Origin of the sequence: Roseospira goensis (assembly GCF_014197795.1) — a bacterium.
Lineage (GTDB): Bacteria > Pseudomonadota > Alphaproteobacteria > Rhodospirillales > Rhodospirillaceae > Rhodospira > Rhodospira goensis.
In genome coordinates, this window is sequence record NZ_JACIGI010000003.1 from 27999 (window position 1) to 41275 (window position 13277).

12 protein-coding genes are annotated in these 13277 nt (G+C 70.8%); all 12 read left to right on the plus strand.

What is annotated here, in order from left to right; genetic code table 11:
• Positions 1-47 precede the first annotated feature (47 nt).
• Positions 48-536 carry a PaaI family thioesterase gene (locus GGD88_RS02160; RefSeq protein WP_184431267.1) on the plus strand — a complete coding sequence of 163 codons (489 nt, stop codon included), beginning with the start codon at positions 48-50 and terminating at the stop codon, positions 534-536.
• A gap of 158 nt (positions 537-694) precedes the next feature.
• Positions 695-1159 (plus strand): 50S ribosomal protein L13, encoded by a 465-nt coding sequence (rplM, locus tag GGD88_RS02165; protein WP_184431269.1) that lies wholly within the window; start codon positions 695-697, stop codon positions 1157-1159.
• Between the two features lie 3 nt (positions 1160-1162).
• Positions 1163-1684, plus strand: a complete 522-nt coding sequence (rpsI, locus tag GGD88_RS02170) for a 30S ribosomal protein S9 (protein WP_184431271.1) — start codon at positions 1163-1165, stop codon at positions 1682-1684.
• A 194-nt stretch (positions 1685-1878) separates the two neighbouring features.
• Positions 1879-3102: an LL-diaminopimelate aminotransferase gene (locus tag GGD88_RS02175; RefSeq protein ID WP_184431273.1), complete on the plus strand. Its 1224-nt coding sequence runs from the start codon at positions 1879-1881 to the stop codon at positions 3100-3102.
• Between the two features lie 5 nt (positions 3103-3107).
• Positions 3108-4400 (plus strand): homoserine dehydrogenase, encoded by a 1293-nt coding sequence (locus tag GGD88_RS02180; protein WP_184431275.1) that lies wholly within the window; start codon positions 3108-3110, stop codon positions 4398-4400.
• A gap of 138 nt (positions 4401-4538) precedes the next feature.
• Positions 4539-5564 (plus strand): fructose-bisphosphatase class II family protein, encoded by a 1026-nt coding sequence (locus GGD88_RS02185; protein WP_184431277.1) that lies wholly within the window; start codon positions 4539-4541, stop codon positions 5562-5564.
• The gene (recJ, locus tag GGD88_RS02190) at positions 5561-7363 is read left to right on the plus strand and encodes a single-stranded-DNA-specific exonuclease RecJ (protein WP_184431279.1); all 1803 of its coding nucleotides are present in this window, start codon (positions 5561-5563) and stop codon (positions 7361-7363) included. Before GGD88_RS02185 ends, recJ begins: the two co-directional genes overlap by 4 nt.
• A 119-nt stretch (positions 7364-7482) precedes the next feature.
• The gene (locus GGD88_RS02195) at positions 7483-8721 is read left to right on the plus strand and encodes a hypothetical protein (RefSeq protein ID WP_184431281.1); all 1239 of its coding nucleotides are present in this window, start codon (positions 7483-7485) and stop codon (positions 8719-8721) included.
• A gap of 73 nt (positions 8722-8794) precedes the next feature.
• Positions 8795-10114 (plus strand): lytic murein transglycosylase, encoded by a 1320-nt coding sequence (locus tag GGD88_RS02200; protein WP_184431283.1) that lies wholly within the window; start codon positions 8795-8797, stop codon positions 10112-10114.
• Between the two features lie 294 nt (positions 10115-10408).
• Positions 10409-11236 (plus strand): septal ring lytic transglycosylase RlpA family protein, encoded by an 828-nt coding sequence (locus GGD88_RS19070; RefSeq protein ID WP_281392773.1) that lies wholly within the window; start codon positions 10409-10411, stop codon positions 11234-11236.
• A gap of 115 nt (positions 11237-11351) precedes the next feature.
• Positions 11352-12536 (plus strand): D-alanyl-D-alanine carboxypeptidase family protein, encoded by a 1185-nt coding sequence (locus GGD88_RS02210; protein ID WP_184431287.1) that lies wholly within the window; start codon positions 11352-11354, stop codon positions 12534-12536.
• 57 nt (positions 12537-12593) lie between these two features.
• Positions 12594-13274: a dTMP kinase gene (tmk, locus tag GGD88_RS02215; protein ID WP_343056205.1), complete on the plus strand. Its 681-nt coding sequence runs from the start codon at positions 12594-12596 to the stop codon at positions 13272-13274.
• Positions 13275-13277 lie beyond the last annotated feature (3 nt).

Consider the following 13277-nt stretch of genomic DNA (forward strand, 5'->3'; position numbering starts at 1 on the left):
GTACGATAGCGGCTCGATCCGACAGCGTGACGGAACTATAGCGGCCCATGTCCCGAATATCACTGCCCGAATTCAACGCCATCCTGGACCGGGAACTGCCGATCACCCGGCTGCTGGGGATCCACACCGAGCACATCGCCCACGGCCGCGGCCGGCTGCGCATGCGCTTCAATCCCGACCTGATCCGGCCCGGCGGCACGGTGGCGGGGCCGGCGATGATGGCGCTGGCCGACGTCGCCATGTACGCGGTGGTGCTGAGCCTGCTGGGGCCGGTCGAACTGGCGGTGACCACCAACCTGTCGATCAACTTCCTGCGCAAGCCGGCGCCGGGGGACGTGGTGGCCGAGGCCCATGCCCTGAAGGGGGGCAAGCGGCTGATCGTGGTCGAGGTCGAGCTGTACGCCGACGACCCGGACCACGAGGGGGAGCGGATGCTGGTGGCGCACACCGTGGGCACCTATTCGGCCCCGCCGCTGCCCGACGCGGCCGCGGTCGGACGCGCCATCGAGGCCGGGAGCTGGGCTCAGGTATCCTGATACCTTAATGGCAGTCGGCTGGAATTGCAGCCGTTTTGGCGTTGACAGGGGCATTTCCGGTGGCATAGTGCGCGCCTCGACCGGCGCGGCGACGGCCCCTGTCTGCCAGGCGCCGGGTCCTCGCGACACCCGCCGACCTTTCGCGGACGGAGAGCCGAATGAAAACCTATTCCGCCAAGCCCAGCGAGGTGGAGCGCAAGTGGTACGTGATCGACGCCGACGGCGTTGTTCTCGGCCGCCTCGCCGCCACCGTCGCCACCATCCTGCGCGGCAAGCACAAGACCATGTACACGCCGCACATCGACACCGGTGACCACGTGGTGATCGTCAACGCCGACAAGGTGCGCCTGACCGGCCGCAAGCTGACCCAGAAGCGGTTCTACTGGCACACCGGCTACCCCGGCGGCATCAAGAGCCGGACCATGGAGCAGATCCTCGGCGGCAGGCACCCGCAGCGGGTGGTCGAAAAGGCCATCGAGCGCATGGTGCCCAAGGGCCCGCTGGGCCGCGCCCAGCTCCGCAAGCTGCGCGTCTATGCCGGCGCCGAGCATCCGCACGCGGCGCAGCAGCCGGAGGTCCTGGACCTCGCCGAACGCAACCCGAAGAACAAGAGGAGTGTCTAATCCATGGCCGAGGAACGCGTGGGCCTGGACGGCCTCAAGGACGCCATGCGCGGTCAGGCCGCGGCGGCGACGGGAAGCGCGGCGACGACCGTGACGCAGGCGGCCGAGGCCGAGGCCCCGCAGCCGCTGCGCGATGCCTTCGGCCGTGCCTATGCCACCGGCCGGCGCAAGAACGCCGTGGCCCGGGTGTGGGTCAAGGCCGGCAGCGGCCGCATCACGGTCAACGGCCGTGACATCACCACCTATTTTCCGCGCCCGGTGCTGCGCATGGTCATCAACCAGCCCTTCGTGGTCACCCAGACCATGGGCCAGTTCGACGTCATCTGCACCGTCAAGGGCGGCGGGCTGTCGGGCCAGGCCGGCGCCGTGCGCCACGGTCTCAGCCACGCCATGGGGCGTTGGGATCCGCAGCTGCGGCCGCCGTTGAAGGCACAGGGCTTCCTGACCCGCGACTCCCGCGTGGTGGAGCGTAAGAAGTACGGCAAGGCCAAGGCCCGCCGCAGCTTCCAGTTCTCCAAGCGCTGACCGGACGTACGGCCGTCTGCGTCCAACGAGGCCGGATCGCCGGGACCCGCACGTGCAGACGTGCGGGTCCCGCCCGTTTTGGGCGGGCACGGCAGGGACCTTGACCCCGGCGGGCGGCTGCGCCACTGTCCTGCGCTCTCCGGCGCGCCGCGCGCGGCCGGGTGTCGCCGCCGTCCGCAGGGGCCGAGACCGCCATGCTCCAGACCGAATTCTACCGCGTCAAGCGGTTGCCACCATACGTTTTCGCCGAGGTCAACGCGATGAAGGCGCGCGCCCGCGCCGCCGGCGAGGACATCATCGACCTGGGCATGGGCAACCCGGACCAGCCGACCCCCCAGCACATCGTGGACAAGCTGGCCGAGGCCGCCGCCAACCCGCGCGCCCACCGCTATTCCACCTCGCGCGGGATTCCGGGGCTGCGCCGCGCGCTGGCCGCCTATTACGATCGGCGCTTCAACGTCACCCTGGATCCCGAGACCGAGGTCATCGCCACGCTCGGGTCGAAGGAGGGCCTCGCCAACCTGGCCCAGGCCATCACCAGCCCGGGCGACATCGTGCTGGCGCCCAACCCGAGCTACCCGATCCACGCCTTCGGCTTCATCATCGCCGGCGGCTCGGTGCGGCACATTCCGTGCGAGCCCGACCACACCTTCCTGGAGGCGCTGGAGCGGGGCGTGCGCCATTCGGTGCCGAAGCCGATTGCGGTGCTGCTGAACTACCCTTCCAACCCCACGGCGCTGGTGGCCGATCTCGACTTCTACGGCCAGGTGGTGGAGTTCTGCCGCCATCACGGCATCTGGATCCTGTCGGACCTGGCCTATTCGGAGATCTATTTCAACGACCAGCCGCCGCCCTCCATCCTGGAGGTGCCGGGCGCCCGCGAGGTGGCGGTGGAGTTCACCTCACTGTCCAAGAGCTACAACATGCCCGGGTGGCGCATCGGCTTCGCGGCCGGCAACCGCCACCTGATCGGGGCACTGACCCGGATCAAGTCCTACCTGGACTACGGCGCCTTCACCCCGGTGCAGGTGGCGGCAACCGCGGCCCTCAACGGCCCGCAGGACTGCGTCGCGGAAGTCCGCGCCCTCTATAAGGAGCGCCGCGACGCCATGGTGGAGGCGTTCGAGCAGGCCGGTTGGCCCATCCCGTCGCCCCCGGCCACCATGTTCGCCTGGGCCCCCGTGCCGCCGGCGTTCGCCCACCTGGGGTCGCTGGAGTTCTCCAAGCTGCTGTTGCAGGAGGCCAAGGTGGCGGTCTCGCCCGGCGTGGGCTTCGGCGAGCACGGCGACCAGCACGTCCGCATCGCGCTGGTCGAGAACCGGCAGCGGATCCGCCAGGCAGCCAGAAATATCAAGGCGTTCCTGTCGAATTATGACAGTGCGCTCGAAGTCTCGGAACGAAAACGCGCGGAGGTCTGAACAGCATGTCGGCGCCCCTCAGGATTGCCATTGCCGGCCTGGGAACGGTCGGAGTCGGAACGGTGCGGTTGCTGGCGGAGCACGCGCCGACCGTCGCCGCCCGGTGCGGGCGCCCGATCGAGATCGTCGCGGTGAGCGCGCGCGACCGCTTGCGCAACCGGGGCTGCGACGTCTCCATGGCGACGTGGTACGACGACCCGGTCACGATGGCGCGCGAGGCCGACGCGGACGTGGTGGTGGAACTGATCGGCGGCTCCGACGGCGTGGCGCGCGACACCGTGCTGGCCGCGATCGGCGCCGGCCGTCACGTGGTCACCGCTAACAAGGCGCTGCTGGCGATTCACGGGGTCGATCTGGCCCGGGCGGCCGAGGCCCAGAGCGTGCACCTCGCCTACGAGGCCGCGGTGGCCGGCGGCATCCCGATCGTCAAGGCCCTGCGCGAGGGGCTGGCCGGCAACCAGGTGCGGCGCGTCTACGGCATCCTCAACGGGACCTGCAACTACATCCTGACCGCCATGGGCGAGACCGGGCGCGACTTCGAGGACGTGCTGGGCGAGGCCCAGCACCTGGGCTACGCCGAGGCTGACCCGTCGTTCGACGTCGACGGCATCGACACCGGCCACAAGCTCGCCCTGCTGGCCAGTGTGGCCTTCGGCCGCCCGGTGGATTTCGGCGCGGTCTACATGGAGGGCATCCGCCGTATCACGGCGATGGACATTACCTTCGCCGAGGAGTTGGGCTATCGCATCAAGCTGCTCGGCGTCGCCGAGGAGACCGAGCACGGCATCCTCCAGCGGGTCCACCCCTGCATGGTGTCGCAGGGCCGTCCGATCGCCGCCGTCGACGGGGTGTTCAACGCCGTGGTGGTCGAGGGCGACTACGTGGACCGCTCCATGCTGGAGGGACGCGGGGCCGGCGCGGGTCCCACTGCCTCGGCCGTGGTGGCGGACCTGATGGATCTGGCGGCGGGGCGCGGCGCGCCCACCTTCGGGGTGCCCGCCGACCGCCTGGTCGGCAGTCCCGCCGCCACCATCGACACGCATGTGGGCGCCTACTACGTGCGGCTGATGGTCGTCGACCGTCCGGGGGTGTTCGCGGACATCGCGACCGCGTTGCGCGATGCCCAGGTGTCGATGGAGTCGATCCTCCAGCGCGGCCACGATCCCGGCGAGACCGTGCCGGTGGTCATGACCTTCCATCGGACGGTGGAGGCGGCGGCCAAGCGCGCGCTGGAGCGGATCGCCCGCATCGACGCGGTGGTGGAACCGCCTTGCATGATCCGCATTGAAGCCTTCTGATTTCGGCATTGGGCTTCCGCCCCGGACCGCACCCGGCCTGTGGTATCGTCATGTGGTATCCTCAGGGATGGTCCGGCGGACCGCCATGGGCGTCGCGTGCCGGGCCGTCCGGTTCTCCCCATCCAGGTCTTTTCCGCTATGTCTCCGCTCGAACCCTACCATGTCCTGGAACGCAACCTCGCGTTGGAAATGGCCCGCGTCACCGAGGCCGCGGCCCTGGCCGCCTCGCGCCATATGGGGCGGGGCGACGAACGGGCGGCGGTGCGCGCGGCCAGCCGGGCGATGCGGGCGGCCCTGAACGGCGTCGGCATCACCGGGCGGGTCGTGATCGGCGACCATGACCCGGGGTGCGACGCTGACACGGACCCCGACTGCGGGCTCGGCGACGGCATGCCCGTGGGCACGCGCAGCGGCCCCAGCGTCGAGATCGCGGCCCAGCCGCTTGAGGGGGCCACCATCTGCGCCACCGGCATGCCGAACTCGCTGTCGCTGCTGGCGCTGGCCGAGGCCGGCGGCTTCGCCCCCATGCCGCCGGGACTCTACATGGACAAGATCGCCGTCGGGTCGGGCGTGCCGGACGGTGCGCTGGGCCTGGACCGCGCGCCCGGCGACAATGTGCGCGCTCTGGCCGAGGTGCGCGGCGTGCGCCCCGCCGATCTGGTGGTGTGCATCCTGGAGCGGCCGCGCAACGAGGGCATCATCACCGCCGTGCGCGAGGCGGGCGCGCGCATTCAGCTTATTCAGGATGGTGATGTCTCCGGCATCATCGCCACCACCGACCCCGAGAGCGGCGTGGACATGCTGATGGGCAGCGGCGGGGCGCGCGAGGGCATCCTGTCCGCCGCCGCCATGGCCTGTCTGGGGGGCTGGATGCAGGGCCGTCCGCTGGCCCGGACCGAAGCCGAGCGGTCGGCCCTCCGGGAGGCCGGCCTTGACCCCAGGGCGCCGATCCTGGCGCTGTCGGACATGGTACGCGGCGACGTTATGTTCGCCGCCACGGGTGTGACCGACAGTGCGGTGCTGCGCGGGGTGCGGCGCTGGCCGGACGGCGCCACCACCCACTCCCTGGTGGCGCGCACCAAGTCGGGCACGGTGCGGCGCATCGAGGCCCGGCACGATCTGCGCCGCAAGGCCGCCGTCGCCGGCGCGGACGATCCTGCATGACGGTCGCGCCGACCGCGACCCCCACCACCAGCCTGCTGGGCGTCGAGCGGTCGGTGCTGGGGCGCCGCTGGACGGCGCGCCCGGTGGACGATCGCCTGGTCGCCGCCCTGTCGCAGCGCCACGACCTGCCGGATGTGGTCGCCCGCATCCTGGCCGGGCGCGGGGTGTCCCTGGAGACCGCGCCCGACTTCCTGCATCCGACCATGCGCGCGCAGTTGCCCGATCCCAGCCATCTGCGGGATCTGGACACTGCGGTGGCACGCCTCGCGGCCGCCGTGCAGCGCGGCGAGCCCATTGCCGTGTTCGGCGACTACGACGTGGACGGGGCGACGTCCAGCGCCCTGCTGCGCCGCCTCCTGGAGGGGATCGGGGCGCGGGTGCTGGTGCACATTCCGGACCGCATGACCGAGGGCTACGGTCCGAATGCGCCGGCCCTGTTGGCGCTGAAGGGTCAGGGGGCCGGGGTCTGCGTCTGCGTCGACTGCGGCATGACCGCGCACGGTCCGCTGGCGGAAGCGCGCGCGGCCGGTCTCGACGTCATCGTGGTCGATCATCACGCACCCGGCGAGACGCTGCCGGCGGCGGTCGCCGTCATCAACCCCAAGCGGCGCGACGAGACGACCCCACACCGTGACCTGGCAGCCGTGGGGGTCACCTTCCTGCTGGTTGTCGGACTCAATCGCGCCCTGCGGAGCGCCGGCTGGTACGCTGCCGCCGGGCGCCGGGAGCCGGACCTCATGGCCCTGCTGGACCTCGTGGCCCTCGGTACGGTGTGCGACGTGGTACCGCTGGCCGGGCTCAACCGCGCGTTCGTGACCGCCGGGCTGAAGAGCATGGCGCGGCGCGGCAATCCCGGCCTGGCGGCGCTGGCCGACGTTGCCGGCCTGACGACCCCCCCGACGGCCTTCCACCTGGGGTATGTCCTGGGGCCGCGCATCAATGCCGGGGGCCGGGTCGGCGAGGCCCCGGCCGGCATGCGCCTGCTCAGCACCGACGACGCCGCGGAGGCGCGCGATCTGGCCGCCCGGCTGGACGGCTTCAACGCCGACCGCCGCGAGATCGAGGCCCAGGTCCTGCTGGAGGCGATCGAGCAGGTGGAGGGAGCGCCGGCGCCGGACGCGGGACCGCTGGTGATGGCAGCCGGGGAGGGCTGGCACCCCGGGGTGATCGGCATCGTCGCGAGTCGGCTGAAGGAACGCTACGGTCTGCCGGCCTGCGTGCTCGCGGTCGAGGGCAACCAGGCCAAGGGGTCGGGACGCTCGGTGCCCGGCCTGGACCTCGGCCGAGCGGTGATCGAGGCCCGCGAGGCCGGCCTCCTGACCCTGGGCGGTGGCCACGCCATGGCGGCGGGGTTCAGCCTCGATCCCGACCACATCCCGGCCCTGCGCGCCTTCCTCGCCGCGCGGCTGGCGGCGCAGCTCGGTGACGGCATCCTGGATCCGCGCCTCGATCTGGACGGCACGCTCGCCGTGGAGGGCGTCTCGGCCACGCTGCTGGAGCATCTGGAGCGCGTCGCCCCCTACGGCGCCGGCAATCCCGAACCCACCTTCGCGCTCGCCGATGCCCGAATTCTCTACGCCGATGTGGTCGGCATGGGCCACGTCCGGTGCCAGGTGCAGGGGCGGGGCGGGGGGCCGCTCAAGGCCATCGCCTTCAAGGTCGCGGACAACGAACTGGGCCAGGCGCTGTTGACGGCGCGGGGTACCGTGGCCCATCTGGCGGGCACGCTGCGGCTCGATCACTGGCAGGGCCGCGTCCAGCCGCAGTTTGTCATCGAGGACATGGCGCGTCCGGGCTGATCGGGGGCGTCGGTCCCTTTCGGACGGGCGGGGGATCAGCTAAGGTCTGCGGCCCCATCGGCGCACGCGACGAACGGCGCGGTCCGAACCCGGACCGGAGCATGGGATGGAGCGCTGTCATGGCCACCAAACCCGCCGGCCCCAAGGGGGCGCGCGCCGGCAAGGCAGGGTCGACCGGGACGCCGCGCGCGGCGGCCGCGGCGGAGCGTCGGCGTGCCGCGCAGGCGAAGGCCATTCACGACATCAACGAGCAGCTCAGCGGCCCGGTTCTGGCGGTCTACCGAACCTTGCTGCCCGACCTTCAGACGCTGTCGTACGAGGACATTCTGACCTCGCCCGACCTGGTGAACGGCTGCATGCTGATCTTCGAGAAGCAACGGTCGCTGTTCCAGCATCTGCTGGTGAGCGAGGCCGGCCTGCCGGTCACCGACGACGACGAACCGCTGTGGTGTGGCCGCTCCATCGACGACATCCGCATCCTGGTCATCCGCACCACGGCCAAGAAGTACCTGCGCACCCACGGCGACCGCTTCCGGGACGTCAAGGAGCACAGCAACCGCGCCGACAGCAAGGTGAACGTGGGCCTGCTGGAGCGTCTGTTCGACCTGGTGACGCGGCTCTGGCAGGGCGGGCCGGCCCAGAAGCCGAAGCCGTCGGCCGAAAAGACCCGGAGCGGGGCGGACGTGTTCTACGAGACCATCGCCCCGTTCCTGCGGCACCGCTGGCAGGTGCCGCTGATCCCATACTATGCGGCCCTGCCGCGCTCGCTGATCCGCGAGGTGGGCGAGGGGCTGTTGAGCCTGCGCCGGCCCGAGGATCTGGAGTTCCTGTTGCGCATCGGCCGCAACGATTTCAACGAGGCACAGACCATCGCCGGTGACCTGACCCGCGAAATGCTGGATACCGACCCGCGCGCCGCCTCCGGCGTCACGCACGCCGGCCGCCAGGAATACGAACGCCTGCTCACCAGCCTGCATCACCGCATGGGGCCGCGATTCTGGAAGGTCTTCACCGGAACCGAGCTGCTGGACAGCCTCAGCACCAAAAGCACGGCCGATATCATCGAGATGGCCACCCACCTGGACCGTGTCGGCCCGGAGACGGTCGACAGCCTGGTCACCTTCCTGCAGCGTCCGCAGATCGCCCCGTTCCTGCGGGTTGCGGAGGACACCCTGCCGCGCGAGGACTTCGACGCCATCTTCGGCATGCCCGGCAACCCGCGCCTGGCCCGCGTGTTCGCGCAGAAGGCCGCCCAGTTGCGCGTGGAGCCCGCCAAGCTCGAGGACTTCGAGACCCAGCTTCCGTTCATTTTCCAGGCGTATCGCACCGCGCCCGAGGACTTCACCCGGACCCTGTAGGCCATGGCCGGGTCGTTGCGCCGGGCGGCGAAACGTGGCAGGTGGGGTTGCTCATTTGGCGGAGGAACCCACGATGTCGCTGTCCGGTTCGTTTGGTGGCAGGGGCCTGCGGGCGTCCGGTCTCGGGATTGGGGGCGCGCTCGCGGTCGCGCTGGTGCCGGCGGCCCTGCTGGCCGCCGAGCCGTCGGCGCCAACCCGTATCCTTCAGACCCCGGCGGGCGCCGAGTCCGCCCAGACTCAGGTTGCCCAGACTCAGGATTTCCAAAGCTGGTTGGACGGCGTCCGGTCGGAGGCTGTGCGGCGCGGCATCGCCGCCGCCACGGTGAACCGGGCGTTTCAGGGGGTTGCACCCAATGACCGGGTCATCGACCTCGACCGCCGCCAGCCCGAGTTCACGCAAACGTTCTGGGGCTACTTCGATCGCGCGGTGTCGGAAACACGGGTGGAGGAGGGGCGGGCGATGCTGGCCCGCCATGGCCCGCTGCTTCGGCGGGTGGCCGCCGAGACCGGTGTGCCGGCTCACGTGCTGGTCGCCTTCTGGGGTTTGGAAACCAACTACGGCGGCAACCTGGGCGGGTTCAATGTCATTGAGGCTCTCGCCACCCTGGCCTGGGACGGCCGGCGCGGTGCGTTCTTCCGCGAGCAGCTCCTGACGGCGCTGGAGATCATCGACCAGGGGCACATCGACCCGGCCCGCATGCTGGGATCCTGGGCCGGGGCGATGGGGCAGATGCAGTTCATGCCCACCACCTTCCGCGATCATGCCGTGGACTACGACGGCGACGGCCGCAAGGATATCTGGGGCACGCTGGCGGACGCCTTCGGCTCGGCCGGCCGCTTCCTGTCCAACCTGGGCTGGCGCCAGGGCGAGCTGTGGGGGCGCCAGGTTCGCCTGCCGGCCGGGTTCGACCATGCCCAGTCCGATCTGGGGCTGCGGCAACCGCTGGCCGCCTGGGCCGCCCTGGGCGTGCGCCGGGCCGACGGCGGGCCGCTGCCGGTGGTCGAGGGCATGAGCGCCGCGCTGCTGCTGCCGGCCGGGCACGAGGGGCCCGCCTTCCTGGTCTACGACAACTTCCGCATCATCATGCGCTGGAACAATTCCAGCGTGTACGCTCTGGCGGTGGGTCGGCTGGCCGATCGCATCGGAGGAGACGGGCCGCTGGTGGGCACCTTCGACCGCACGCCCGAGCCGTTGCGACACACCGAGGTGCGCGCGTTGCAGGGACTGCTCAATCGGCTCGGCTACGACGCCGGTCCGGTCGACGGCCTAGTGGGCCCGGGGACGCGCGGCGCCATCCGGCGTTTCCAGGCCGCCCAGGGGCTGCCGGCCGACGGCCACGCCGACCCGGACCTTCTGCGGCGGGTCCAGGGCGCGGTGGGGCGCCTCGACTAGCGGGGTCGGCTGTCGAACCCGGCCGCCGACCGGCCGGCCGGCGGGTGCGGTAAGGTTCCGATACCCTAACCGGTTCCCGCCATGGTCAGCGCAGGATGGTGCCTTTGTCTTGCAGACGGCGACTCGGGCCGGTACAGTGTGCGGGCTTGATTCAAGATGTCGGCGCTATGCCTGCCTTGTTCCCTTTATCTGGGGGGTGTGGACGTCGCGGGGCGTGCCTTGGCGGTCGGCACCGGGGGGAGCCCGGATGCCGCGCGGGATCCAGGGCGCGGGATGCAAGGAGGCGGACGACCCATGACACGACGCGCCGTTGCGGTCGGAACCGTGATGCTGGCCGGACTTCTGGGTCTGGGGGGCTGTGCCGAGACCACCCTGACGGTGGACACCGCCAAGTCGGTTGCCGCGGCGGTCAGTCCGGATCCACAACGCGAGGGGTCCTACAAGGTCGGCGCGCCCTATGAGATCGGGGGCCGCCGCTATACGCCGGCCGAGGACTTCGCCTACGACGAGGTCGGGGTGGCCTCGTGGTACGGACCGAAGTTCCATGGCCGCAGGACCGCCAACGGCGAACGCTTCGACCAGAACGCCATGACGGCGGCGCACCCGACCCTGCCGATGCCGTCCGTCGTGCAGGTGACGAACCTGGAGAACGGTCGTCGCGTGACCGTGCGGGTCAACGATCGCGGCCCCTTTGCGGACAACCGGATCATCGACGTCTCCAAGAAGGCCGCCGACCTGCTCGGGTTCCGGCACCAGGGCACGGCCCGGGTCCGGATTCGGATCCTGGCCGAGGAGAGCCTCGCCCTGCGCGACGGCCTGACCGGCGCGGGACCGGGCGCGGTTCGCATCGCGTCCGCCGATCCCGGCTTCGTGCCGACCGGCGCCCCGGCGGTCGACGGCTGGTTCATTCAGGCCGGCGCATTCTCCGACTCGCGCAACGCCCGGCGCGTCGTCTCTGATCTGGCGTCGGTCGCGCCGGCGCACCTGGCGCCCGTGACCCGCGACGGGCGCGATCTCGTGCGGGTCCGCATCGGCCCGTTGCCCGACGGCCGCGCGGCCGCCCGTCTGTTGCAGGCGGTGCAGGCCTCGGGCTATCCTGAGGCCCGGCTGATCGGTCGCTGAGACACGTCACGGGCGACGTAATAGGCCGGCTTTTTACAAAAAAGTCAGTGGGTTGCCTATGTTTTTTCAGGTTCGGCGTGGGGTTCTGCCGGCGTGGTCTGCGGGGGCCGCACGGATGGTCGCCGTCGTCCTCGTCATGGCCGCCGTTGTCGTCGCGACGCCGGCCCGGGCCATTGAGACCACCGCCCGCGAGGCATTGCTGGTGGACTTCGACACCGGCACGGTGATGCTGGAGAAGGACTCCGACACGCCGATGCCGCCGTCCTCCATGAGCAAGCTCATGACCGTGTTCATGGTGTTCGAGCAGCTCAAGGCCGGACGGCTGTCGCTGGACGACACCTTCACCGTCAGCGAGAACGCCTGGCGGACCGGTGGAGCGGCCAGCGGCGGGTCGACGATGTTCCTGGAGCCGAACACGTCCGTGCGCCTGGAGGACCTGCTGCGCGGCATCATCGTCCAGTCCGGCAACGATGCCTGCATCGTGGTGGCCGAGCATCTGGCCGGCACCGAGGAGGCGTTCGCGGAGGCGATGAATCGGCGCGCGCGCGAGATCGGCCTGACCGACAGCGTGTTCCGGAACTCCACCGGGTTGCCCCATCCCGAGCACGTGATGACGGCCCGCGATCTGGCGACGCTGGCCAAGCGCATCATCACCGATTTCCCCGAGTACTACCCGTACTACTCGGAGAAGGAGTTCACCTACAACGGCATCACCCAGCACAACCGCAACCCGCTGCTTTATAAGAACATCGGCGCCGACGGGCTCAAGACCGGCCACACCAGCGTGGCCGGCTACGGGCTCACGGCCTCGGCCAAGCGCAACGGGCGGCGCCTGATCCTGGTCCTCAACGGCCTGGACAGCACGCGTGCCCGGACCGAAGAAGCCGACCGGCTGATGTCCTGGGGGTTCCGGACCTTCGAGAACGTCGAGATGTTCAAGCCGGGGGCCACCGTCACGGAGGCCGAGGTCTGGCTCGGACAGACGGCGGCGGTGCCGCTGGTTCTGCCGGACGGTCTGACCGTGACGCTGCCGCGGAACGCGCGGCGGACGATGACGGTGATGGTGCGGTACGACGGTCCGATCCCGGCGCCGATCGCGCGCGGCGACGAGATCGCCACCCTGGTGATCGAGGCGCCCGACATGCAGCCCTTGCAGTTCCCCTTGCAGGCCGGCACCAGCGTGGAGCGCATGGGCATGGTCAATCGCATGTTCGCGGCGCTGCGCCACATCGTGCTCGGCCTGGCGCTGCCGGACGCGACGCCGGAGAGCGACGAGGCGGCGGCGCAGGGCGCGTCCTAGCGGGGGCAGCAGCCCGCCGGTAGACGGGCAGGGCAAGCGAGGCAACGGAGGATCCCGGTGAGCGGGCGAGGACGGTTCATCACCCTGGAGGGCGGCGAGGGCACCGGCAAGTCGACCCAGGCGCGCCGGCTGGCGCAGGCGCTGCGTCGGCGCGGCCTGAGCGTGGTCGAGACCCGGGAGCCCGGGGGCTCGCCCGGCGCCGAGTTGCTGCGCGCCGTGCTGCTGGAGGCCCCCGCGGAGTGCTGGGATGCCATGAGCGAGGCGCTGATCCTGTCGGCGGCGCGGCGCGACCATCTCGCCACCACCATCCGGCCGGCGCTGGCGCGGGGCGACTGGGTGGTGTGCGACCGCTTCGCGGACTCCACGCTGGCCTACCAGGGGTTCGGTCACGGCGTCGATCCGGCGACCCTGGAGCAGCTCTATGACCTGGCCGTCGGACCCTTCGGTCCCGACCTGACCCTGGTCCTCGACCTCGATCCCCAGGTCGGGCTGGAGCGCGCCAAAGCCCGTGGTGCCGAAACCCGGTTCGAACACCTGGACATCGGCTATCACCACCGCGTCCACATGGGGTTCATCGACATCGTCGCGCGTGAACCCGAGCGGTGCGCGATGATCAGCGCGGCCGGCGATGAGGAAACCGTAGAGGGCCGGATTCTGGCGGCCGTAGAGGCGCGCATGGCCGAGTGGTCCGCCGATGCCGACGCGGTCGAGGGCGCCGACGGCCCGGTGGCGGACTGAGGC